This window comes from Rhodococcus sp. PvR099 (assembly GCF_017833315.1).
GTDB lineage: Bacteria > Actinomycetota > Actinomycetes > Mycobacteriales > Mycobacteriaceae > Rhodococcus_G > Rhodococcus_G oryzae.
In genome coordinates this window covers 1,503,236-1,527,213 of sequence record NZ_JAFIBV010000001.1, presented here as the reverse complement: position 1 = coordinate 1,527,213, position 23,978 = coordinate 1,503,236, and the positions used below count along the sequence as shown (strand labels likewise).

21 protein-coding genes are annotated in these 23,978 nt (G+C 70.3%); 18 read left to right on the top strand and 3 right to left on the bottom strand.

Annotated elements, in window-relative coordinates; genetic code table 11:
• Window positions 1–114: 114 nt before the first annotated feature.
• The gene (gene metF / locus JOE46_RS06905; RefSeq protein ID WP_269590223.1) at window positions 115–1,038 is read left to right on the top strand and encodes a methylenetetrahydrofolate reductase [NAD(P)H]; all 924 of its coding nucleotides are present in this window, start codon (window positions 115–117) and stop codon (window positions 1,036–1,038) included.
• A 58-nt stretch (window positions 1,039–1,096) separates the two neighbouring features.
• On the opposite strand, the gene JOE46_RS06900 is transcribed toward metF, so the two are convergent.
• From JOE46_RS06900 to JOE46_RS06890, 3 genes are read right to left on the bottom strand one after another with little or no spacing between them, the layout of a single operon-like run.
• Window positions 1,097–1,795: a DUF3153 domain-containing protein gene (locus tag JOE46_RS06900; protein ID WP_097212168.1), complete on the bottom strand. Its 699-nt coding sequence runs from the start codon at window positions 1,793–1,795 to the stop codon at window positions 1,097–1,099.
• A gap of 57 nt (window positions 1,796–1,852) precedes the next feature.
• Entirely contained in the window at window positions 1,853–3,430 is a 1,578-nt protein-coding gene (locus JOE46_RS06895) for an NAD(P)/FAD-dependent oxidoreductase (RefSeq protein ID WP_209926637.1), read from the bottom strand.
• Between the two features lie 9 nt (window positions 3,431–3,439).
• Window positions 3,440–4,084, bottom strand: a complete 645-nt coding sequence (locus JOE46_RS06890) for a GNAT family N-acetyltransferase (RefSeq protein ID WP_097212170.1) — start codon at window positions 4,082–4,084, stop codon at window positions 3,440–3,442.
• A gap of 172 nt (window positions 4,085–4,256) precedes the next feature.
• On the opposite strand from JOE46_RS06890, the gene JOE46_RS06885 reads away from it, so the two are divergent.
• The 17 genes from JOE46_RS06885 (at window position 4,257) to JOE46_RS06805 (ending at window position 23,973) form a co-directional block, all read left to right on the top strand.
• Complete coding sequence (locus JOE46_RS06885; protein WP_209926634.1) at window positions 4,257–4,754, top strand: SAV_6107 family HEPN domain-containing protein; 498 nt, start codon at window positions 4,257–4,259, stop codon at window positions 4,752–4,754.
• Window positions 4,755–4,920: 166 nt separating this feature from the next.
• On the top strand, window positions 4,921–5,349 hold the full coding sequence (locus JOE46_RS06880) for a DUF3040 domain-containing protein (RefSeq protein WP_097212171.1): 429 nt from the start codon (window positions 4,921–4,923) through the stop codon (window positions 5,347–5,349).
• Between the two features lie 451 nt (window positions 5,350–5,800).
• Complete coding sequence (gene mraZ / locus JOE46_RS06875) at window positions 5,801–6,232, top strand: division/cell wall cluster transcriptional repressor MraZ (RefSeq protein ID WP_027502251.1); 432 nt, start codon at window positions 5,801–5,803, stop codon at window positions 6,230–6,232.
• Window positions 6,233–6,401: 169 nt separating this feature from the next.
• A complete protein-coding gene (gene rsmH / locus JOE46_RS06870) occupies window positions 6,402–7,418 on the top strand; it encodes a 16S rRNA (cytosine(1402)-N(4))-methyltransferase RsmH (RefSeq protein ID WP_097212172.1) in 1,017 nt (338 codons plus the stop codon).
• Complete coding sequence (locus JOE46_RS06865; RefSeq protein ID WP_245220961.1) at window positions 7,415–8,155, top strand: hypothetical protein; 741 nt, start codon at window positions 7,415–7,417, stop codon at window positions 8,153–8,155. The genes rsmH and JOE46_RS06865 overlap by 4 nt, the downstream gene beginning before the upstream one ends.
• Window positions 8,152–10,023, top strand: coding sequence for a penicillin-binding protein 2 (locus tag JOE46_RS06860; protein ID WP_257017496.1), 1,872 nt, complete (start codon window positions 8,152–8,154; stop codon window positions 10,021–10,023). The genes JOE46_RS06865 and JOE46_RS06860 overlap by 4 nt, the downstream gene beginning before the upstream one ends.
• A gap of 143 nt (window positions 10,024–10,166) precedes the next feature.
• A complete protein-coding gene (locus JOE46_RS06855) occupies window positions 10,167–11,948 on the top strand; it encodes a UDP-N-acetylmuramoyl-L-alanyl-D-glutamate--2,6-diaminopimelate ligase (protein ID WP_209928987.1) in 1,782 nt (593 codons plus the stop codon).
• Entirely contained in the window at window positions 11,945–13,492 is a 1,548-nt protein-coding gene (gene murF, locus JOE46_RS06850) for a UDP-N-acetylmuramoyl-tripeptide--D-alanyl-D-alanine ligase (protein ID WP_097212176.1), read from the top strand. The genes JOE46_RS06855 and murF overlap by 4 nt, the downstream gene beginning before the upstream one ends.
• Window positions 13,489–14,568 (top strand): phospho-N-acetylmuramoyl-pentapeptide-transferase, encoded by a 1,080-nt coding sequence (gene mraY / locus JOE46_RS06845; protein ID WP_097212177.1) that lies wholly within the window; start codon window positions 13,489–13,491, stop codon window positions 14,566–14,568. The genes murF and mraY overlap by 4 nt, the downstream gene beginning before the upstream one ends.
• Before the next feature lie 47 nt (window positions 14,569–14,615).
• On the top strand, window positions 14,616–16,055 hold the full coding sequence (murD, locus tag JOE46_RS06840; protein WP_374102916.1) for a UDP-N-acetylmuramoyl-L-alanine--D-glutamate ligase: 1,440 nt from the start codon (window positions 14,616–14,618) through the stop codon (window positions 16,053–16,055).
• Complete coding sequence (ftsW, locus tag JOE46_RS06835; protein ID WP_209926633.1) at window positions 16,052–17,506, top strand: putative lipid II flippase FtsW; 1,455 nt, start codon at window positions 16,052–16,054, stop codon at window positions 17,504–17,506. The genes murD and ftsW overlap by 4 nt, the downstream gene beginning before the upstream one ends.
• On the top strand, window positions 17,503–18,708 hold the full coding sequence (gene murG, locus JOE46_RS06830; RefSeq protein ID WP_097212179.1) for an undecaprenyldiphospho-muramoylpentapeptide beta-N-acetylglucosaminyltransferase: 1,206 nt from the start codon (window positions 17,503–17,505) through the stop codon (window positions 18,706–18,708). The genes ftsW and murG overlap by 4 nt, the downstream gene beginning before the upstream one ends.
• Complete coding sequence (gene murC / locus JOE46_RS06825; RefSeq protein WP_097212180.1) at window positions 18,705–20,186, top strand: UDP-N-acetylmuramate--L-alanine ligase; 1,482 nt, start codon at window positions 18,705–18,707, stop codon at window positions 20,184–20,186. Before murG ends, murC begins: the two co-directional genes overlap by 4 nt.
• A 209-nt stretch (window positions 20,187–20,395) precedes the next feature.
• Window positions 20,396–21,037 carry a cell division protein FtsQ/DivIB gene (locus JOE46_RS06820; RefSeq protein WP_245220960.1) on the top strand — a complete coding sequence of 214 codons (642 nt, stop codon included), beginning with the start codon at window positions 20,396–20,398 and terminating at the stop codon, window positions 21,035–21,037.
• 233 nt (window positions 21,038–21,270) lie between these two features.
• The gene (ftsZ, locus tag JOE46_RS06815; RefSeq protein WP_077041926.1) at window positions 21,271–22,509 is read left to right on the top strand and encodes a cell division protein FtsZ; all 1,239 of its coding nucleotides are present in this window, start codon (window positions 21,271–21,273) and stop codon (window positions 22,507–22,509) included.
• Entirely contained in the window at window positions 22,506–23,234 is a 729-nt protein-coding gene (pgeF, locus tag JOE46_RS06810; RefSeq protein WP_097212181.1) for a peptidoglycan editing factor PgeF, read from the top strand. The genes ftsZ and pgeF overlap by 4 nt, the downstream gene beginning before the upstream one ends.
• Window positions 23,227–23,973 carry a YggS family pyridoxal phosphate-dependent enzyme gene (locus JOE46_RS06805; RefSeq protein WP_097212182.1) on the top strand — a complete coding sequence of 249 codons (747 nt, stop codon included), beginning with the start codon at window positions 23,227–23,229 and terminating at the stop codon, window positions 23,971–23,973. The genes pgeF and JOE46_RS06805 overlap by 8 nt, the downstream gene beginning before the upstream one ends.
• The last annotated feature ends 5 nt before the right edge of the window (window positions 23,974–23,978 follow it).

Below are 23,978 nucleotides of genomic sequence, written 5' to 3'. Positions count from 1 at the left end.
GGAAGGTGATCGACACCCTCACCCTAGTGGTCCGTCGAAGTCGCCCTCGCTGCCCGCCACTATGATTGTCGAGTGACATTCGATGCCGTCAGGGGACGGTCAAGCGAGGGCTGGGTGACCCAGACCCCGTCGATCGTGGACCGGATCGGTTCGAGCGGCGGGCGGATTCCCTTCTCGGTGGAGTTCTCGCCGCCGCGCGATGCCGATGCGGAGGCACGTCTGTGGCGCGCGGTCCGCGAGTTCGAGCAGATGCAGCCCGCGTTCGTCTCGATGACCTATGGGGCCGGCGGATCGACAAGGGACCGGACCGTGCGCGTCACCGGTGCCCTCGCCGAGGAGACCACGCTGCTCCCGGTCGCCCATCTGACCGCCGTCGGCCACAGCGTCGACGAGTTGCGTGCGATGGTCGGCGCCTACGCGGACCGCGGCATCAGCAACATCCTGGTGCTGCGCGGCGATCCGCCTGGCGATCCGCTCGGCGAGTGGGTCCGGCATCCCGACGGCGTCGAGTACGCCGAGGAACTGGTCCGGCTGGTCCGCGACCTCGGCGACTTCCATGTCGGTGTCGCGTCCTTCCCCGAGGGGCACTTCCGGGCGCCGGACCTCGACCACGACACCAGGTACCTGGTCTCCAAGCTGCGTGCCGGGGCGGAGTACTCGATCACCCAGATGTTCTTCGACGTCGAGGACTATCTGCGGCTGCGCGACCGGGTGTCCCGGTACGACGCCGAGCAGGGTGCCAAGCCGATCATTCCGGAGATCATGCCGATCACGTCGCTGCGCTCGGTGAAGCGGATGGTGGAGCTGTCCGGATCGCAGCTGCCGCGCGAGCTCGCGGAGCGGCTGGATCGCGCGGCAGGCCACGGACCCGAGGAGAACCGCGCCGCGGTCCGTGAGATCGGCATCGAGCTCGCCACCGAGATGAGCGAGCGGTTGATCGCCGAGGGTGCACCCTGCCTGCACTTCATCACGCTGAACTTCGCCCGAGCGACCCGCGAGGTGCTGGCCCGCCTCGGACTGGCCACCTCGGTCAGGTAGCGCTTCGCGCCCGTGCGCGTGTCGTGCCCCACCCGGGGTGCAACACGCGCACCGTGCGTCAGCGCCTCGGGTGCCTGCTGAAGTACGCCATCGCGCCGACCACGAGCGCGACGCCAAGCGTGACGCCCGCGACGATGCCCGCCCAGCCGGCGAAGCCGCGGGTGCTGGGGTCGGCGTATCGGGTCTCGGCGCGGAGCGTGCTCACCTCGCCGGGCGGCAGCTTCCAGGTCACGATGGAGTCGGCGTCGCGGGTTCCGTTGGTGGTGTTCACCCGCGCGGGAAAGGCGACGCTGAACTGGACGTCGCTGCCGTCGGGCACCGATTTGAGGTCCGCCTTGCCCTCCAGGACCACGACGTCGCCGTTGCGCCGGAAGTCCAGCTGGATGGAGCTGCCGGTCTGGCTGGACATCGCCCCGAGCTGCTGCACCTCGCCGAAGGTCAGGTCACTGAAGAAGGCCTGACTGCCGACGTAGCCGTCCTGCTTGTACGCCTGAACCCGGACCTTCGAGATCAACGAATCCGGCGGGATCAGCTCAGGGCCCTTGTCGTTGTCGTCCGCGGGAACCGTCGCGGCGACGATCTGTCCCGACACCCGGTCGTCGGGTGAGACGCCGAGTGACGCCTGGACCCGAAGGCACCCGCTGAGCACCGGGATGCAGATCAGGAGGAGCAGGGAGAGGGCGAACAGTCGGACGCGGGATCGACTTCGGACATCGGAGTGGGGCTGCTGCACAGCGTTATCGTGCCAGGCAGCCATGCAGGTGTCAGGCGGTAGGGGTACGCGGCGTGGCGGATCCGGTGGCTCCCGGCCCGCTCATCGGCGCAGCACCCGGCGCAAGCCTCCGAACCGGGCGTCGGACAACGCGATCCGCGCGGCGCTGCGCCCGCTCGACCCGGACACTCCGCCGCCCGGGTGGGTGGACGCGCCGGTCAGGTACAGCCCCTTCGCGCCGGGCACCCGGTGTCCCGACAGTTCCGGCAGGGGCCGCCACATGAACATCTGGTCCAGCGACATCTCGACGTGCATCACGTTGCCGCCGATCAACCCCATCTCGGACTCGAGGTCCGCGGGGGTCTGCACCAGCCGGTGGCGCACCGAGTCCGTGAATCCCGGTGCCAGCCGCTCGATCTCGGCGACGATCCGGTCACCCTCGGATTCGGCGAGGTCCGCCCAGTCGCGTCCGCCGGTGAGTGAGTAGGGATGCCACTGCGACCACAGCGTCGCCTGGTGTTCGCCCGCGGGGGTCAGGCTCGGGTCGATCCCGCTGAAGCTCATCGCGAGGACCGCGGGGACGGGCGGCAGCTCGCCCGCCAGCGCCGCGCCGTGTGCGAGCCTCAGCTGCGCGCGATCCGAGACCAGTAGCTGAAGCCCGGAGGTGACGGTCTCGCCCGCCGGGGCGCTGGGATAGCAGGGGAGCGAATCGGTTCCGAGGCGGACCACCATGCCGATCCCCGGCCCGACCCGGATCCGCCGGCGCCACCCATCCAGTTGCGTCCGGTCGTGGCCGCCGCGCTCGAGCAGGTCGAGGGTGGTCAGGATGTGGCAGCCGGCCACCACCGTCCTGGCCTGGACCTCGTGGCCATGGGCGGTGCGTACCGTCCAGCCCTTCGGCGTGCGGCGCAGCTCGGTCACCGCGTCGCCGAGTCGCACCGATCCACCGTCCGCGGCCAGTCGCGACGCCAGGGCCCGGGTGAGGGCGCCGCTGCCGCCGACCGCCCGGCCCGGCGGCAGGGTGTGCATCAGCGCCGCGAACCCGACCATCGGGGCGGTGCCCGGCTCGGACATCGGTGGACCCGACTGCGCGCCGAACCAGGCCAGAGCCGCCTTGAGGCGCTCGCTGTCGAAGTAGTTGTCCAGCAAGCTGTCCCCGGAGGCGAGGAACTCCCGTGAGAACGCCGCGGCGCCAGCGCCCCGATCCAGGGTGCCGAACGAGCGGGCCAGCCTCCCACCGGTCGGCGGCCCGGCGAACGCCCGCATCACGCCCGCGGTGCGCGGACCCCAGGTGTCGACGAACTCTCGGTATGCCCTCGCGTCGGCGGCCCCGCAGGACTCGGCGATGGAGGCGCAGGTCCGGTCGAGGCTGCGGTGGAAGACGATGCCCGGCCTGCCGGACTCGGGCGGCGCGGGCGCGAATGCCCAAGGGTCGCAGTCGAGATAACGCAGTCCGTGCGAGGCGAGGTCGAGGTCCTCGATGATGCCGGTGTGCCGGATCATGATGTGCGCGGACGAACCGCGGTCCACCTGATGGCCGGGGAACCGTTCGACGGTGGACACCGCGCCGCCCACCACGGTGTCGCGCTCGAGCACCTCGACCGACCAGCCGGACCGGGCGAGGTAGCACGCCGACACCAGCGCATTGTGTCCGGATCCCACCACCACCGCGTCGATCATCTGTCCAGGCTATCGGCTGGGGGAGTGCGCGTTCTCGGTCCCTTCGGCGGCGAGCGGCAGCAGGCGCCCCAACACCGCGAACGGCCTGTTGTCCCCGGTGAAGGTGAAATGCCGCACCACATCGGTGAATCCGAGCCTGCGATAGAGACGCCAGGCGCGGTTGTCCTCGTCGTCGACTTCGGGGGTGGACAGCAGTACGTGACTCTCCTGCCGGTCTTCGAGGAGCCTGCGGAGCAACGCCTCGCCGGTGCGGTGTCCCTGTGCGGCACGTGCCACATGGAGTTCGGTCAGCTCGAAGTAGTCGCCGAGGACCTCATGGATCCGCCGTTCGTCGGCGCCGGAACGGTGCATCCCCTCGCGCACCTGCTGGTGCCACCACTGGTGCGGGGCGCCCCGGTAGCCGTAGGCGATGCCGACCATGGTGCCCTCGCCCGAGCCGGGATCGTCGGCGTCGTCGGGGAGGACCGCGGCGACCGCGTGCCAGCCGGGTCGATGGGTGTGTTCGGTCCACATCGGGGCCCGGTGGAACTCGGTCCCCTTCGGGTAGTCCATGGCCTCGACGTAGATGGCAAGCGCCTCGGCCATCCTGCGCCGTAGTTCCTGCGCGGACAGCTCGACCAGCAGCGGTGTCGTGTTGATACCGACCGGACTCACCCTCTCTCTTGACGACGTGTCGGTGGGGGCAGCTATATTGAATATGTCGAACGAATGTTCGATGTCGGCAATCCGGCGAAGCGCGAGGGAAGCGGGCTTCGCCGGATTCCGACCCTAAGGCCTGACCGGTCGTACCGGCGGGTGGCGTGGTTGCGCAGGAGGTGTTCGGAAGATGGCAAGTCAGGCAGTTCAGGCAGCGGCGGCCCTCCGGGTGGGGGCTCCGGCGTCATCGGCACGACACACGGTGTCGCGGGTGGAGGCCCCGGTGTCGCGCCGCGCGCGGGCGCTGCTCGATCGCGCGGACTCGCTGCTGGCCGAGGCGGCGGGTGCGCGGGACGCGTCCGAACGGTTCCGCTCCGCGTACCTCGCCGCGCTCCGCGGTGCCGGGGCCGCGCTCGGGGGTGAGCAACGGCCACGCACCGGATCGCGTAGCGCCTGGGTGCTGCTCGCGCGCGCGGAACCGTCACTCGCGGGGTGGTCGGAGTTCTTCGCCGGGTACTCGGCCACCCGCGCGGCCATCGAGGCCGGCATCTCGCGCACGATCACGCTCGGCGAGGCCGATGATTTCCACCGTGAGGTCTCTCGATTCCTCACCGCGGTCGAGGATCATCTCGGTGGCGACAAACACCTCGATGGCGCGCCGCACACCTTGGTGGGGACGTCTGCCTAGCAGGGGATCTGCGGTGCCAGCGAAATAAGTTGGCATCTCGTCGATGGACTAGGTGGTACGCCGCCACGTGTACTCGTATCATTGACGACAGGTAGCCGCCAACGTCGGAAACCCGCCGCTTCGTACCAACGGATCGGTCGCCACCTTTAGTGCCGGGGGAGGTACCGTGCCACTCTCCGAGCACGAGCAGCGGATGCTCGATCAGATCGAGAGCGCGCTTTACGCCGAAGATCCGAAATTTGCTTCCTCCGTGAGGGGAGGCCGTATGCGTGCGGCTTCGAGCAAGCGTCGACTTCAGGCTGGAGCTCTCTTCTTTCTCGGACTCGTCCTCTTGGTCGCGGGCGTCGCGCTCCCGTTCAAGCCGGGCGGTTTCCCGATCATCAGCCTGCTCGGTTTCGTAGTGATGTTTGGAGCCGGGGTTCTGTTCCTCATGCGGGGATCGAAGAAGGGCCTCTCGGCAGTGCCTGACGAGCCCGGCAGGCCCACGAAGGGGTCGGTCGCAGGCAAGCGCGCTGACGGCCGCAAGGGCGGCAGCAGCGGGGGATTCTCCTCGCGTATGGAAGACCGGTTCAAGCGGAGATTCGAACAGGAGTAGCCGAAACGCCGTCGCGGAGGCAAGAGTCCAGGCGGCAGGTAACAGCGGAGCGGCGTGACACCCAGGTGTCACGCCGCTTTTGCGTTGGCTGTCGATGGTGTCGCCACGGATCCCCACCTTCCCCCCACATTTCCCCCACTCTTCCCCCACATTCCTCCCCGGGCCGGTCGAGCTCGGTGTGGATGTCTCGCCGCATCCGTCTGACCTGGGGTTTCAGTATGAGGTGGTGGCGTACCTCGCTGTGACGCCCCGGCAGTGGGGAAGATCGCACAGTTTTTCCCCACATCGCACCACCGCTGTGAACTGGTCTTTTGATGCAGATTGCGGGCGTGGAACCCTAAATTGGCATTGAAAGTGGAGGAAAGTGGGGTAACGTGGTGCGCAGCGGAACGTGCAGACGGACCGCAAGGGCCTAGGACGTTCGAATCGGACGCAGGGTGGAGGTGTCGAGATGTTTCTCGGTACCTACACGCCGAAGCTCGACGACAAGGGGCGGCTGACGTTGCCCGCGAAGTTTCGAGATGCACTGGCGGGAGGGTTGATGGTCACGAAAGGGCAGGACCACAGCCTCGCGGTGTATCCCCGAGAAGAGTTTGCCGCTCTCGCACGCCGAGCCGCCGCAGCATCACGCAGCAATCCCGAGGCCCGCGCCTTTGTGCGCGGCCTGGCGGCAGGCACCGACGAGCAGCATCCCGACGCCCAGGGACGGATCACCCTCTCTGCCGACCACCGCCGTTACGCGGGGTTGTCGAAGGAGTGTGTGGTGATCGGATCGGTCGATTTCCTCGAGATCTGGGACGCGCAGGCGTGGCAGAGCTACCTCGAGGAGCACGAAGAGAGCTACTCACAAGCCAGAGCCGAGTCACTGGGCGAGATCTTCTAGCCCAGCCAGAGCCGTACGGCGAGTGCCGCGAGGCCTCTGCCCGAACGCCGACCCTGACGCACTTCCCCAGCGCCAGGTTCGGTCAATCGGACAGGGACCTCGAGGCATTCGCCACTCTTCCCCCTTCGCGATCGGAAATTCCCGAAGCACTCAAGACCCGGAGGCAGCAATGGTGGACGATGAGGCAAACGGCCCCGCCTCCACCGGCGAGTTCGGGCACGTCCCGGTACTGCTCGGTCGCGCGGACGAACTGCTCGGCCCGGCGCTGACGGCGGTTTCGCCGGACGCCGCGGGCGCGGTGATGATCGACGCGACACTCGGCCTCGGCGGCCACTCCGAACACTTCTTGCGGACCTACCCGGGTCTGCACCTGATCGGACTAGACCGCGATCCCAACGCTCTCGAGATCGCCGGCAAGCGGCTGGCGCCGTTTGGTGACCGAGTCACGTTGGTGCACACCAGGTATGACGGAATCGTCCCGGCGCTCGAGCAGGCGGGACTGCCGCCGGTGGAGTCGGTGCACGCAATCCTCTTCGACCTCGGTGTCTCGTCGATGCAGCTGGACGAGGCCGAGCGCGGCTTCGCCTACTCGGTGGACGCGCCGCTCGACATGCGGATGGACCCCACCAAGGGATTGACCGCGGCCGACGTGCTCAACACCTACAGCCATGGCGATCTCGCCAGGGTGCTCAGTACATACGGCGAGGAGCGCTTCGCCGGCCGGATCGCATCAGAGATATTGCGCCGCAGGCAGATCGAGCCGTTTACCACCAGTGCGCAGTTGGTCGAGGTGCTGTACGCCTCGATTCCCGCGGCCACGCGGCGCACCGGTGGCCACCCCGCGAAGCGGACCTTCCAGGCTCTTCGGGTGGAGGTCAACGGAGAGCTCGATTCGCTACGTGCGGCGATCCCGGCTGCGCTCGATGCACTGGCGATCGGCGGGCGCGTGGTCTTCATGTCCTACCAGTCGCTGGAGGACCGAATCGTCAAGCAGGAACTGACACCCCGCACCAAGTCCCGCAGTCCGGAGGGGCTCCCGATGGAGCTGCCGGGCATGGGTGCGGAGTTCGCATTGCTCACCCGTGGGGCGGAACGGGCGAGCGAGCAGGAGATAGAGGAAAACCCGCGGTCGGCCCCGGTCCGATTGCGTAGTGCCGAACGGATTTCCAGGAGGGTGACGGCATGACAGTTCCCGTGAGGCCGGGCGGTTCTCGATCCACTGATGCCGGTGTCGTCAGGCCAAGGGGGCGCGGTCGCGCCGCGGTGGCCGCGGGCAAGCGTTCCACCGCCGCGCAGCGCGCATACGAGCGTCGGCAGCAGCGTGCCGCGATCCAGCCCGTCGGAGAGGCGGCGGACCGTCGCCGCGGCCACTTCACGGCGCGAATCCCGTTCGTCGCCACCATCATCGGCATGTTGTCCGTGGGGCTGGCGCTGACCCTGGTGCTGACCACCCGGGCCGCGGAGGACTCCTATGAGCTCAGTGCGGCCAAGGCACACAACCAGGACCTGATGGAGCAGCGCTCCGCGCTCGAGCGCGACGTCCGGGAGGGCAACTCCGCTCCGGAGCTGGCCCGCAAGGCGACCGAGCTCGGCATGATCCCCGCGAAGGACGTCGCCCGGCTCGTCGTGAACCCGGACGGCACGGTGGACATCGTCGGCAAGCCGACCCCGGCGCAGGGTGCGCCTGCGGCGCCGCTGAACCCCCAGCCGCCCGCTCAGTCGAGCGCGGCGCCGCGGACCGGCAACACCGCGGCCCCGGTGCCGACCACCCGGCCGGCAGCCCCGACAACGCCCGCGCCCCGTCCCGGCGCGCCGTTGGCGGCCAATCAGCCGCAGCTGCAGGCACAGGGTGAACAATTGGTACCCATGAGCAGGCCCACCCCGGACACCGGACAGGCAGGTAACGCGGGCGGTCGCGGGTGACCCGAGGTACCGCGCCCGCACCCGCACCGCGTCGTGCGCCGGTTCGACGCGGTGCCCGCCAGGACGACACCTCCTCGTTCCGGTTCCGGTACAGGACGGGCCGCGTCACCATGTTCATCGCGCTCGGGGTCGCCTCGGTGCAGCTGCTCTGGATCCAGGGCATCGAGGCGCCCAAGCTCTCGGCCGAGGCCGCGAATCAGCGGTCGGTTACCGTGATCGACCCTGCGACCAGGGGCTCGATCACTGATCGCCGTGGCAACCCCATCTCCTTCACGATGGAGGCGAAGGCGCTGACCTTCCAGCCGACCAAGGTGCGCAAGGAGCTCGAGGCCGCGCGCGCGAAGAGTGAGAAGGCGCCGACGGTCGACGAGCGGCTCGAGGCCATCGCCAAGGGCGTCAACGCCAAGCTCGGTGACTCGGCGCCGAAGAAGGACGTGCTCGCCCAGCTCAAGAGCAACGAGACCTTCGTCTACCTGGCCCGCAGTGTCGACCCGGCCGTGGCCGCGAAGCTCAGCGAGGACTTCCCGGAGATCGGCCTCGAGCGCCAGGACATCCGTGAGTACCCCGGTGGCTCGCTCGCCGCGAACCTGGTGGGGGCGACCGGTTGGGACGGTCACGGTCTGCTCGGGCTGGAGGATTCGCTCGACTCCACCCTCGCGGGCACCGACGGCTCCCAGACCTACGACCAGGGCTCGGACGGCGCCGTCATCCCCGGCAGCTGGCGCGACAAGCAGCCGGCGGTCGACGGCTCGACCGTGGAGCTCACCATCGACTCGGATCTCCAGTATTACGTGCAGCAGCAGGTGCAGCAGGCCAAGAACCTCTCCGGCGCGAAGAACGCCTCCGCGGTGGTCCTCGACGCGCACACCGGCGAGGTGCTCGCGATGTCGAATGACAACACCTTCAACCCGTCGCTTGGGCTCGGCAACAGCGGCAAGGCCGAGCTGGGCAACCTGCCGGTGAGCACGCCGTTCGAACCCGGTTCGGTGAACAAGATCGTCACCGCGGCCGCGGCGATCGAGTACGGGCTCACCAAACCCGATGAGGTGCTCCAGGTTCCGGGCTCGATCCAGATGTCCGGCGTGTCGGTGAAGGACGCCTGGTCGCACGGCGTCGCGCCGTACACCTCGACCGGAGTCTTCGGGAAGTCCTCCAACGTCGGCACGCTGATGCTCGCGCAGCGAGTGGGGGAGGACCGCTTCGCGGACATGCTGACCCGCTTCGGACTCGGGCAGCGCACCGACGTCGGTCTGCCGGGCGAGAGCGCGGGCGACGTCCCCAGCCGCGACCAGTGGTCGGGCGGCACCTTCGCCAACCTGCCCATCGGTCAGGGCCTGTCGATGACGCTGCTGCAGATGACAGGCATGTACCAGGCGATGGCGAACGACGGGGTCCGGATCCCGCCACGGGTCGTCCGCGCGACGATCGACGCGGACGGGAACCGGTCCGAGACCGAGCGCCCGGAGGGCATCCAGGTGGTCAGCGCGCAGACCGCGACGACGGTGCGGGACATGTTCCGGTCGGTCACCCAGCGCGATCCCATGGGATACCAGCAGGGCACCGGCGCACCCGCGGCTGTCGAGGGCTACCAGATCAGCGGCAAGACCGGCACCGCGCAGCAGGTGGATCCCGCCTGCAAGTGCTACTCGAACTCGAATTATTGGATCACCTTCGCGGGGATCGCCCCGTCGGACAACCCGCGGTTTGTGGTCGGCATCATGCTCGACGCCCCCGTCCGCAGCGCCGACGGTTCGGGTGGCCAGTCCGCTGCGCCGCTGTTCCACAACATCGCCTCCTGGATGCTGCAGCGGGACCGGGTGCCGCTGTCCGCCGATCCCGGACGACAATTGGTGCTCCAGGCCGACTGACTGTCGGCGAGCGGGCCGCGGGGCCGACCACACCGCGTTGTCGACGGCGTTGTCGATGACCGAGTCCAGTCTGTGACAGTTCGCCGGTAACCTGACACGTCGGCCAGCAGCCCAGCCACCGATCCGAACCCGAGAGGAGCCACCTGCCCGTGCAAGGGACGAACACTCCGCAGCACTCGACGGGAGAGGTGGCAGGCCCCGCAGGCTCCGTGCCTGGCGACCTGCGCCCCGAACACCCACCGCAGACGCCGGTGACCGCGCTGGCCGAGCTGATCGGCGCGCGGGTCCAATGGGTCGCAGGAACCGCTGCGACCGCTGCGACCGCTGCGACCGCTGCGACCGCTGCGACCGCTGCGACCGCGGAGTCCGCGGGCGACGCCCCCGTCTCCGTGACGGGGGTCGAGCTACGCGCCCAGAGCATCGAGCCGGGTGACCTGTTCGCCGCACTGCCCGGAGCCCGTGCGCACGGAGCCGAGTTCGCCGCGTCCGCCCTCGAACGAGGTGCGGTCGCCGTGCTGACCGATCCCGCGGGCATGGCCACGCTGGCGGCGCTCGCCCCGGCGACCGCGCTGCCGGTGCTGGTGCACCCGGATCCGAGGTCGGTCCTCGGTGAGGTCTCGGCCACCGTCTACGGGCGGCCCGCGGATCGGTTGCAGGTCATCGGGATCACCGGCACCTCGGGCAAGACGACCACCGCGTACCTGGTCGAGGCCGGTCTGACCGCGTCCGGTCGCAGGGCCGGGCTGGTCGGGACCATCGAGACCCGGATCGAGGGGCGCCGCGTGCCGAGTGCCCTGACCACCCCCGAGGCGCCGCAGCTGCACGCGCTCTTCGCGGTGATGCTCGAGCGCGGGCTCGACACCGTGGTGATGGAGGTCTCGAGCCACGCGCTCTCGCTCGGCCGGGTGGACGGAACCGACTTCGCGATCGGCGCGTTCACCAACCTCTCCCAGGATCACCTGGACTTCCACGACGGACTCGACGACTATTTCGCGGCCAAGTCCAGGCTGTTCGCCAGGGACTCCACCGTTCGGGCCCACCGCGCCGTGGTGTGCGTCGACGACGAGTGGGGCAGCCGGATGGCGGAGATCGCCGCGGCGGCGGTGCCGCCAGAATCCGCGGCGGCGGTGCTGCCAGAATCCGCGGCGGCGGTGCCGCCAGAATCCGCAGCCGAGGCGCCACCGACGACGGTCTCGATCACCACCGGCGGAGCGGACTGGACCGCCTCCGAGGTCGTCGCGGCCGAGGACGGTTCGCAGCGGTTCGTCGCGCACGGACCCACCGGGTCGCTGCCGGTCGCGCTGCGCCTGCCCGGCCACTACAACGTGGCCAACGCGTTGCTGGCCCTTGCGACACTGGCCGCGGCAGGCGTCGACCCGGAGCGGGCCGCCGCGGGCATCGGGTCGGTTGACGTGCCGGGTCGGGTGCAACGGGTCGACCGCGGACAGGATTTCCTGGCGGTCGTCGACTACGCGCACAAGCCGGCCGCGCTGGAGGCGGTCATCGCGACACTGCGCGGACAGTCGGCGGGCCGGCTGGCCGTGGTGGTCGGAGCAGGCGGCGACCGCGACCAGGGCAAGAGGCCGATGATGGGCGAGGTGAGCGCCAGGGGAGCAGACCTGGTGATCATCACGGACGACAACCCGCGCAGCGAGGACCCGGCCGCGATCCGCGCGGCGGTCCGCGAGGGCGCGCTCGGCGTGCCCGAGGCGGCGCGCGCGGAGGTCCGCGAGTTCGCGGACCGAGCGGAGGCCATCGCCGACGCCGTCCGCTGGGCCGAGCCGGGGGACATGGTCCTCGTCGCGGGCAAGGGACACGAGATCGGACAGGAGATCAACGGGGTGAAGCACCCATTCGACGACCGCGAGGTCCTCGCCGCTGCGATAGACGCGGTCGGCCGTAGCGACGAAGGGCAGGTCCGATGATCCCGATGAGCCTGGCCCGGATCGCCGAGATCGTCGGCGGCACGCTGCACGATGTGCCCGATCCCGACACCATGGTGACCGGCACCGTGGAGTTCGACTCCCGCAAGGTCACTGCCGGGGGACTGTTCCTCGCGCTGCCCGGCGCCCGTGTGGACGGGCACGACCATGCGGCCGCGGCCGTCGCCTCCGGGGCGGTGGCGGTGCTCGCCGCCCGCCCGGTCGGCGTGCCCGCGATCGTGGTGGCTCCGTTGCCGCCCGCGCAGACCAACGCGATGGCCCTCGAACACGACACCGACGGCTCCGGGGCAGCGGTGCTCGAGGCACTGGCCGCCCTGGCCAGGACGAGCACCGATGACCTGGCGGCGCGAGGCCTGACGGTTGTCGGGGTCACCGGGTCGTCGGGCAAGACCTCGACCAAGGATCTGCTGGCGGCGGTGCTCACCCCGCTCGGTTCGGTGGTCGCACCGCCCGGATCGTTCAACAACGAGCTCGGGCACCCCTGGACGGCGCTGCGCGCGGATGCGGACACCGACTTCCTGGTCCTCGAGCTCTCCGCGCGGGGCACCGGTCACGTGGCCGCGCTGGCGGAGACGGTCCCGCCGCGGATCGGTGTCATCCTCAACGTCGGCACCGCGCACCTCGGTGAGTTCGGTTCCCGCGACGCGATCGCGCAGGCCAAGGGCGAGCTCGCCGAGGCGCTGCCCGCGGCGGAGGACGGCGGGGTCGCGGTGCTCAACGCCGACGACCCGCTCGTCGTGGCGATGGCGGAGCGGACCCGCGCCCGGGTGGTGCTGGTCGGTCAGTCCGAGCGTGCGGACGTGCGGGCCGTGGACGTGCACCTCGATGCGGAGGCCCGCCCCTCCTTCACATTGGAGTGCCGCTACCCGGTGGGTTCCGCCCACGAGGGCGACGTCGCGACGGTACAGATCCAGCTCGGCGTGCACGGTGAGCACCAGATCGGCAACGCGCTGGCCGCGGCCGCGGTGGCACTGGAATGCGGAGCCACCGTCGCCCAGATCGCCACGGCACTCGGCGCCGCGACGGCCGCGTCGGTACGCCGGATGGACGTGCGGCACCGAGCCGACGGCGTCACGGTGATCAACGATTCGTACAACGCCAACCCCGATTCGATGCGCGCGGCGCTCAAGGCCCTGGTGTCGATGGGACGTTCGGGTGAGGGCGCGCCGCGCCGTACCTGGGCAGTGCTCGGGGAAATGGCCGAACTCGGACCAGAATCAGTGATCGAGCACGACGCCATCGGGCGGCTGGCCGTACGACTGGACGTCAGCAGGCTGATCGTGGTCGGCACCGGCAGGCCGTCCCGCGCGATGCACCAGGGCGCGGTCATGGAGGGGTCCTGGGGCGAGGAGTCGATCGTGGTCCCCGACCAGGCGGCCGCGCTCGCCGTGCTCGAGGCGGAACTGGCAGGCGATGACATCGTCTTGGTCAAGGCCTCACAGTCGGTCGGATTGTGGGCGGTGGCGGACACACTGCTGGAGGGCCCGCAGGGCGAGCAGCGGACTAACACGGAGGAAGACCAGTGAGACAGATCCTCTTCGCGGGAGGTATCGCGCTCGCCGTGGCGATCCTGCTCACCCCCGTCCTGATCAAGGCGTTCTCGCGCCAGGGCTTCGGTCAGGAGATCCGGGTCGAGGGTCCGGCCAGCCATCAGTCCAAGCGCGGCACCCCCACCATGGGCGGCGTCGCGATCATCGCCGGCCTGTGGGCCGGCTACTGGGGCTCGCACCTGATCGGGATCGGCTACGACGCGGACGGCCCGAGCGCCTCCGCGCTCCTGGTCCTCGGATTGACGACCATGCTCGGCGGTGTCGGCTTCCTCGACGACTTCATCAAGATCCGCAAGCAGCGCAACCTCGGGCTGAACAAGACCGCGAAGCTGGTCGGTCAGCTGATCGCGGCTGTCCTGTTCGGAATCCTGGCGCTGCAGTTCCCCGGCGCGACCGGCCTGACACCGGGCAGCACGAACCTGTCCTATGTCCGAGACATCGCCACGGTGTCGATGGGCTCGGTGGTGTTCATCCTGTTCTGCTACCTGCTGGTCAGCGCCTGGTCGAACGCCGTGAACCTGACCGACGGGCTCGACGGTCTCGCGGCAGGCTCGATGACCCTGGTGCTCGGCGCCTACACGATCATCACCTTCTGGCAGTACCGCAACTCGTGCGAGCGCGATCCGGTCACGGGCTGCTACGACGTCCGCGACCCGCTGGACCTGGCGCTGATCTGTGCCGCGGCGGCAGGCGCGTGCATCGGCTTCCTGTGGTGGAACGCGGCGCCCGCGAAGATCTTCATGGGCGACACCGGCTCGCTCGCCCTCGGTGGCCTGCTCGCCGGGCTGTCCATCGTCACCCGCACCGAGCTGCTGATGGTGGTCGTCGGAGCGCTGTTCGTCGCCGAGGCGACCTCGGTGGTCGTGCAGGTCGCGGTGTTCCGATCGAGCAGGCGGCGGGTGTTCCGGATGGCGCCGTTCCATCATCACTTCGAGTTGGCCGGGTGGGCGGAAACCACGGTGATCATCAGATTCTGGTTGCTCGCCGCGATCGCCTCGGCCATCGGACTCGCGCTGTTCTACAGCGAGTACCTCGCCGACATCGGAGGCTGAGCTTGTCACTCCACAGCGCCGCAGTTCCTTCCGGACCTCCGTCGGTTCTGCCGCCCGAGTTCGCCCGCCTGCACGGCAGCCGGGTCCTGGTCGCGGGATCGGGGATCTCCGGCCGGGCCCTGATCGAACCGCTCCGCGAGCTGGGCGCCGATGTCACGGTCACCGACGGCAACCAGGCCTCGCTCGACGCCCTGGCCGCTTCGACCGGGGTGGAGGTCACGGCGCCGGAGCGGGCCGCGGCCGAGATCGGCGCGTTCGCGCTGGTCGTCACGAGCCCCGGCTGGCGCCCCGACGCGCCCGTGCTGTCCGCGGCTGCGGGCGCCGGGGTCGCGATCTGGGGCGACGTGGAGTTCACCTGGCGGCTCGACCGCGCGCAGGTATACGGACCCGCCAGGAAGTGGCTGGTGGTGACCGGCACCAACGGCAAGACGACCACCACCTCGATGCTGGAGTCGATCCTGCGGGCCGCCGGGATCGCGACGGTCGCCTGCGGGAACATCGGCCTGCCGATCGTCGACGCGCTCCGGGCCGAGCGCCCCCGCAACGAGGTGCTGGCGGTCGAGCTCTCCTCGTTCCAGCTGCACTGGGCGCCGTCGGTGCACCCGACGGCCGGGGTGATCCTCAACATCGCCGAGGACCACCTGGACTGGCACGGCGGCATGAAGGGCTACATCGACGCGAAGGCGCAGGTGCTGACCGGGGACGTCGCGGTGCTCGGGCTCGACGACCCGGTCACGGCCGGACTGTCGCGGGTGTCCACCGCAGGGCGGACCGTCGGGTTCCGGCTGGGCCTGCCCGCTCCCGGCGAGCTCGGGGTGGACGGTGACCGCCTCGTCGACCGCGCCTTCGCGGACGACGAGACCCTCGCGTTGGCCGACGAGATCACCCCGCCAGGACCCGCGGGTCAGATGGACGCGTTGGCCGCGGCCGCATTGGCCAGGTCGATCGGCGTCGGCGCCGCTGCGGTTCGGGAGGGTCTGCGCAGCTACCAGGTCGGCCCGCACCGCGCGGCGCTCGTCGCCGAGGCGGACGGCATCACGTACATCGACGACTCGAAGGCGACGAACCCGCACGCCGCACGCTCGTCGCTGCTGGCACACCCACGGGTGGTGTGGGTCGCGGGCGGTCTGCTCAAGGGCGCGAGCGTCGACGAACTCGTCACCGAGGTGGCCGATCGGCTCGTCGGCGCGGTCCTGCTCGGCCGCGATGCGACGCAGATCGCACAGGCACTCGCGCGACACGCACCCCAGGTGCCGGTCGTGCGGGTGGATGCGGGAGACGATGCAGGGGTGAGTCCCGCGCCGAGCCCGGAATCGCCCGATGCCGTGATGGCGCGCGCGGTCCGCACCGCCGCGTCGATGGCCAGGCCGGGGGACACGGTTCTGCTGGCGCCCGCGGCGGCGTCGCTGGACATGTTCACCGACTACGGGCACCGCGGCCGGAGCTTCGCACAGGCCGTGGCGGAAGTGGCGGGTCGGTCGCGATGAAGCAGGCCGCGGGACCCCGCACCCGCTTCGGCGCCTGGCTGGCGCGCCCGCTGGCCTCCTTCCACCTGATCGTCACGATCACCGGCCTGCTCACCGTGCTCGGGCTCGTGATGGTGCTGTCGTCCTCGAGCGTGGAGGCGTACGCCGACAGCGGCTCCGCCTACGGCATCTTCACCACGCAGCTGATCTTCGTCGCGCTCGGAACCGTGCTGTTCTACGTGGCGCTGCTGCTGCCGGTCCGGGTCATGCGCACGATGGCATTGCCCGCGTTCGCCGTGTCGGTGGTGCTGTTGGCCCTGGTGCTGATCCCCGGCATCGGCACCCTGTCGGGCGGCGCACGACGCTGGTTCACCCTTGGCCCGCTGTCGTTCCAGCCGTCCGAGCTGGCGAAGGTGACCCTGGTGGTCTGGGGCGCGCATCTGCTGGCATCCCGCAGGCAGAACGCCTCCATCAAGGAGATGGTGGTGCCGCTGGTGCCCGCGGCGCTCCTGGTCTGCGTGCTCATCGTGCTGCAGCCGAACCTGTCGACCACCATCGCGTTCGGCATCATCCTGGCGTCGTTGCTCTGGTTTGCCGGACTGCCCCTGCGCCTGTTCCTCGGCATCGTCGGGGCAGGTGCCGCGGCCGCGCTGGTGCTGGCGCTGACCGCCGGTTACCGGTCCGACCGCGTCAAGGCCTACCTGAACCCCGGCGCCGACCCGCAGGGCATCGGCTATCAGGGCAGACAGGCCAAGTTCTCCCTTGCCGACGGCGGCTTGTTCGGTCGCGGGCTCGGGCAGAGCCGGGCCAAGTGGAGTTACCTGCCCAACTCACACAACGACTTCATCTTCGCGATCATCGGCGAGGAACTGGGCTTCCTTGGCTGCATGCTGGTGATCGGGCTGTTCGCGCTGTTCGTCTACGCGGGGCTGCGGATCGCGATGCGCTCGATCGACCCGTTCCTGCGCCTGCTCACCGCGACCGCGACCACCTGGATCCTGGCCCAGGCGCTGATCAACATCGGCTACGTGATCGGCCTGCTCCCGGTCACCGGCCTGCAGTTGCCGCTCGTCTCCGCGGGTGGCAGTTCGATCGCGATCACCCTGTTCATGTTCGGCGTCATCGCCAACGCCGCCAGGCACGAGCCGGAGGCGGTCGCCGCCCTGCACGCCGGTCAGGTCGGGCGGTTCGGCAGGATGCTGCGGCTGCCCATGCCGGAGCAGTACTCGCCCGCACGGGCGGAGGCCGCACGCAAGGCGGCACAGGCGAAGGCGGCACAGAAGCGCGCGGCCCAGCAGCGGGCCGCCCAGCAGCAGCGGGCCGCCACCCCGCCGCCACGCAGGCGGGCGGTGGCGGGCAGGCCCGCCCCCGACCCGCGGCGGGCGGATCCGCGACGCGGACGGGCACTAGCATCAGACGAGCGGACACGACGGTCGAACGGCCGCACAGGAGAGCGAGGATTTCGTAGGTGAGCGGCACTTCAGAGACTTCACCGGTCGCGTCGCGCGCCTCAACCGGTCCGTCCGTCGTCGTCGCGGGCGGGGGTACCGCCGGACACATCGAACCCGCGATGGCGGTGGCCGATGCGCTGCGCAGGCTCGACCCCTCCGTCACGGTCACCGCGCTCGGCACCGAGCGTGGGCTCGAGACGACCCTGGTTCCCGAGCGTGGCTACCGCCTCGAACTGATCCCGCCGGTGCCGCTGCCGCGCAAGCCGTCCAAGGATCTGCTGCGGCTGCCGGGCCGGGTCGTCCGCTCGGTGCGGCGCACCCGCGAGGTGCTCGAGGAGACGAATGCCGACGTGATCGTCGGGTTCGGTGGCTACGTCGCCCTGCCCGCATACCTGGCGGCAGGCAAGGGGCTCACCCGCCGCCGTCGACGGGTCCCGGTCGTCGTGCACGAGGCAAACGCCAGCGCAGGCATCGCGAACAAGATCGGTGCCCGGGTCGCGGCCCGCGTGCTCGCCGCCGTGCCGGGTTCGGGAGTCGCCGCTCGAGGTGCCTCGGACGCGGAGGTCGTAGGGATCCCCGTCCGCGCCTCGATCACCGGGCTCGATCGCGCCGGGCTGCGCGCCGAGGCCAGGGCGCATTTCGGTCTGCCCGCGGACGGCCCGGTGTTGCTGGTGTTCGGTGGGTCCCAGGGCGCGCGTTCGCTGAACGAGGCCGTCTCCGGTGCCGCCGAGGCGCTGGCCGCGGCCGGGATCTCGGTGCTGCACGCGCACGGCCCGAAGAACACGCTCGAGGTGGCCCAGCTGAACCCGGCCGCGCCGTATGTGGCGGTGCCGTATCTGTCCCGGATGGATCTGGCGTACGCGGCCGCCGACGCCGCGATCTGCCGCTCCGGGGCCATGACCGTCGCGGAGGTCTCCGCGGTCGGCATGCCCGCGGTCTACGTGCCGCTGCCGCACGGCAACGGCGAGCAGGAGCTCAACGCGAAGCCGCTGGTGCGGGCGGGCGGTGGCATGATCGTCGCCGACGCCGACCTCACGCCGCAGTTCGTGGCGGATACGGTGGTGCCGTTGCTGGGCGATGCCGCCCGGCTGAGCGAGATGGGCAGGTCCGCCGCCGATGCCGGGCACCGGGATGCGGCGGAGGCGGTGGCCCGGATCGTGCTCGACGTGGCGAAGGGACTCGGGGTGTCCAAGCAGTCGGAGAGGTCGGAGGGCGGGCGATGACCGAGGTGCGCGGGGCGCAGTTGCCCCCCGAGTTGCAGCGAGTCCACATGGTCGGCATCGGCGGCGCAGGCATGTCCGGCATCGCCCGGATCCTGCTGGCCAGGGGCGGTCAGGTGTCCGGCTCGGATGCCAAGGAGAGCCGCGGGGTGCTCGCGCTGCGGGCCCGCGGCGCCCAGGTCCGGATCGGGCACGACGCGGGCGCGCTCGACCTGCTGCCCGGCGGCCCGACGGTCGTGGTGACCACGCACGCGGCCATTCCGAAGGACAACCCGGAGCTGGTGGCAGCGCGCGAGCGCGGCATCCCGGTGATCCTTCGCCCGGCGGTGCTCGCCTCGCTGATGCAGGGCAACCGCACGTTGCTGGTCGCGGGTACGCACGGCAAGACCTCCACCACCTCCATGCTCGTGGTCGCCCTGCAGCACTGCGGTGTCGACCCGTCGTTCGCGGTCGGCGGTGAGCTCAACGAGGCGGGCACCAACGCCCACCACGGAACCGGCGACGTCTTCGTGGCGGAGGCCGACGAGAGCGACGGCTCGCTGCTGCAGTACGACCCCGACGTGGTCATCGTGACGAATGTCGAGGCCGATCACCTCGATTATTTCGGGACCACCGAGGCCTACGTCCAGGTCTTCGACGATTTCGCGGAGCGGATCGCCCCGGGGGGCCTGCTCGTGGTGTGTCTCGACGACCCGGGCTCGGCGGCACTGGCCCAGCGGGTGGTGGCACGCGACCTGCCCGGCATCCGGGTCCTCGGCTACGGCAGCGGTGACGTCTCGGTGGAAGGTATCGAGATCGGCGCCCGCCTGGTGAGCTGGCAGGCCCGCGACATCGGGGGCATCGCAGAGTTCGAACTGTCCGGCGAAGAAGGCGTGCGCACACTGCGATTGGCGGTGCCGGGCCGGCACATGGCGCTCAACGCGATGGGCGCGATCCTCGCCGCCCGCGAGGTGGGTGCGACGGTCGAGGAGGTCATCGAGGGCATCGCCGGGTTCGGCGGCGTGCATCGGCGTTTCCAGTCCACCGGCCGTGAGAACGGCGTGCGGGTGTTCGACGACTACGCCCACCACCCCACCGAGGTCCGCGTCGTGCTCGGGGCGGCCCGCGAATTGGTCCGGCCGGGAACGGAATCGGCGAACGGCCGGGTGATCGTGGTCTTCCAGCCGCACCTGTACTCGCGAACGCTGGCGTTCGCCGAGGAGTTCGGTGCCGCGCTCGACCTCGCGGACGAGGTGGTGGTGCTCGACGTGTACGGCGCGCGGGAGGAGCCCCTGCCCGGGGTCAGCGGCGCGCTGGTCGCGCAGGCGGTCACCAAGCCGGTGCACTACCAGCCGGATCTCTCGCTCGCCCCCCGCCAGATCGCCGCGCTCGCGCGGTCCGGCGACATCGTGATCACCATGGGTGCGGGCGACGTGACGATGCTCGGCAAGGAGATCCTCGGCGCCCTCGGGGCCACACCCGCCGCGGGCCGACCGCGGTGACGACGGACAGCCAGGGTCGCGCCGCGCGCCCCGCTGCCGGGGGCGAGGATCGCGCCGCAGGCCCCGCCGGGCCCGAGGCGCGATCCGCACGCCCCGAGCGTAAGGGGAGCAAGCGAGATCGCAAGGGGGGCAAGCGCGACCGCAAGGAGAGCAAGCGAGCCGCCGGGAAACCTCGTCGGGGCAGCCGCCCACGTATTCGGAAGCGGCCGTTGATCATCGCGCTGTCGGTGATCGCGCTGGTCGGCCTCGTCGCGGCGGCCTGGTTCACCCCGGTGCTCTCGGTGCGCAAGGTCTCGGTGGTCGGCAACGTCGGCGTCCCCGGCGACGAGGTGCTGACGATCCTTGCCATCCCGACCGGGAAGCCGCTGCTGCAGGTCGATGTGGACGCGGCCGCCAGGAGGGTGGCCTCGATTCCGAAGGTCGATCATGCGCGGGTCGAACGCCGTTATCCGTCCACGGTGCGGGTCACGGTCGTCGAGCGGGCGCCCGCCGTCTTCTACGACACCCCCGAGGGCACCCACCTGATGGACGCGGGCGCGGTCGCCTACGCGATCGAACCGCCGCCGCCTGGGGTGCCGCGCCTGAAGGTCGAGCGGCCCGGTCTGGAGGATCCGGTGACGGTCGACGCGCTCAAGGTGCTCACCTCGATGCCGCCGCCGCTGCGGGCCCAGGTCGGGGAGGTCGCCGCAGGCTCGATCTCCGATATCCGGGTCACCCTGCTCGACGGGCGGCAGCTGGTGTGGGGGAGCGTCGAGAACACCGAACGCAAGTCCGCCATCGCGCTGCCGCTGCTCGGCCAGCCGGGCAAGGTGTACGACATCTCGAGTCCCGATCTGGTCACCGTCAAATGAGCGCGACGACAAATCGTGTCGCCCGTCGGCGCGCCTGCTGGCGGATCGGACCTGTCGTGCATAGCGTTTCGTTTCAGTCGGCTACTTGACATAACTCTAAGCCTATGGTTGAGGTTGAGGGTTTATCTGAGAAGTGCCGCATCACCAGCAACATCCGCCCCACCAGCACGACGTAATTTCAGTTATACGAGCATCACCCCGAGCGCGTTCACACACACGGAAGGCGAGAGCCCATGACGCCCCCGCACAACTACCTCGCCGTTATCAAGGTCGTCGGCATCGGCGGCGGCGGCGTAAATGCGGTCAACCGCATGATCGAGCAGGGACTCAAGGGAGTCGAGTTCATCGCCGTCAACACCGACGCGCAGGCGCTGCTGATGAGCGACGCCGACGTCAAGTTGGATGTCGGCCGAGAACTCACCCGCGGTCTCGGCGCAGGCGCCGACCCCGAGGTGGGCCGCAAGGCCGCCGAGGATCACAAGGACGAGATCGAAGAGGTCCTCAAGGGCGCGGACATGGTCTTCGTGACCGCAGGCGAGGGCGGTGGCACCGGTACCGGTGGCGCACCGGTCGTGGCGAGCATCGCCCGCAAGCTGGGCGCGCTGACCGTCGGCGTTGTCACCCGGCCGTTCTCCTTCGAGGGCAAGCGGCGTGGCGGCCAGGCGGACAACGGGATCCAGGCCCTGCGGGAGTCCTGCGACACGCTGATCGTGATCCCCAACGACCGGCTGCTCCAGCTCGGCGACGCCGCCGTGAGCCTGATGGACGCGTTCCGCAGCGCCGACGAGGTCCTCCTCAACGGCGTCCAGGGCATCACCGACCTGATCACCACCCCCGGCCTGATCAACGTGGACTTCGCGGACGTCAAGGGCGTCATGTCCGGAGCGGGCAGCGCGCTGATGGGCATCGGATCCTCGCGCGGTGAGGGCCGGGCGATCAAGGCCGCCGAGTCGGCGATCAATTCGCCGCTCCTCGAGGCCTCGATGGAGGGTGCGCGCGGCGTGCTGCTGTCCATCGCGGGCGGCTCGGACCTGGGTCTTTTCGAGATCAACGAGGCGGCCTCGCTGGTGCAGGAAGCCGCCCACATCGATGCGAACATCATCTTCGGCACGGTCATCGACGATTCGCTCGGCGACGAGGTCCGGGTGACGGTCATCGCGGCGGGCTTCGACGGCGGCACGCCGACGCGTCGCCCGGTCGAGCCGGCCGCCGCAGCGGCGACGGCGTCGGCGGCGGCGGGTAACGGTGCGATCGGAGCCGGCCGCGCCGGTGAGATCGGTCGGCCGCCGCAGCACCAGGCCCCCGATCCCACTCCCGCGCCGAACGGACGCGACGGACGCGAGCGTCGCGACGGTCGCGAGAACACCGGTTCCGGTCTGCCGCCGGTCCCCGTGAGCGCACCGAGTCGAACCGTGCCGGTCACCGATGACGACGTCGACGACGTGGACGTGCCCGACTTCATGCGTCGGTGACGGGCGGCTTCCGGGTTCGTCGGGTAGTCACCTCTCGAACCGGGGGCGTCTCGGCGCCCCCGTATGACTCCTTCAATCTCGGCGACCACGTCGGCGACGACCCGGCCGCTGTGGCCGCGAACCGTCGCAGGCTCGCGGACGGCATCGGATTGCCGTTCGAGCGGTTGGTCTGGATGGAGCAGATCCACAGTCGGAACGTCACCGTGGTGGACGGGCCCGTCACGGGTGTCGTCGAGGCGACCGACGCGCTGGTCACGGACGTGCCCGATCTGGCTTTGGTGACGCTGTCCGCGGACTGCGTGCCGCTGCTGCTCTCCGACGACAAGGCCGGGGTGATCGCCGCGGTGCACGCAGGCCGGGTCGGTGCCCGGATCGGGATCGTGCCGCGCGTGCTGGACGCGATGGTGGCGAAGGGCGCGGCGGTCGAACGGATCGGCGCCTTCCTCGGACCCGCGGCGAGCGGCCGTCAGTACGAGGTGCCCGCGGCGATGCGCGCGGACGTCGAGAAGCATCTGCCGGGCAGCGCGACCACTACGGTGCACGGCACCCCGGGGATCGACCTACGGGCGGGCCTGCGCCGCCAGCTGCTGCAGGCCGGCGTGTCCGGGGTGGCGGAGGACCCGCGCTGCACGATCGAGGACCGCGCGCTGTTCAGTCATCGTCGGGGCGCGCCGACCGGGCGGCTGGCGGGTGTGATCTGGATGGAGTCGACGCCAGGTGAATGACGCACCGTCGCCGCGGGCAGCCGAGATCGCATCCGCGCTCACCAGTGTCGGCGAGCGGCTGACGCGGGCCTGCCTGGATGCGGGCCGCGACCCGGACGACGTCCAGTTGCTGCCGGTGACCAAGTTCTTCCCGGCCTCCGATGTCGCGATCCTGTTCGGGCTGGGCTGTCGCGAGTTCGGTGAGTCGCGCGAGCAGGAGGCCTCCTCCAAGGTCGCCGAGCTCGGTGAGCTCGACGCAGCAGGCATCGGCGATGTCCGGTGGCACATGATCGGCAGCGTGCAGCGGAACAAGGCCCGCTCTATCGCACAGTGGGCGTACGCAATTCACTCCGTGGACAGCCCGAGGCTGGTCGATGCCCTCGCGAAGGCCGCGACCGTCGCATTGGGGGAGGGCGGCAGGGACCGGCCGCTGCGGGTGCTGCTCCAGGTCAGTCTGGACGACGACCCGCTCCGAGGTGGCGTACCGCTCGACGAGCTGCCCGAGCTCGCCGACCGCACCGAATCGGCGGCCGGGCTTGAGCTTTCGGGGCTGATGGCGGTTCCCCCGTTGGGGGCCGATCCGGAGCAGGCGTTCGCGGCGCTGCAGGCCGCGCACACGGAGCTGCTCCGCAGTCATCCCGCGGCGACGGAATTGTCGGCGGGGATGACCGGTGATCTGGAGGTCGCCGTACGGTACGGTTCCACCTGCGTGCGTGTCGGAACCGCACTGTTGGGTTCCCGGCCGATAGCCTCGAACTGATCGGC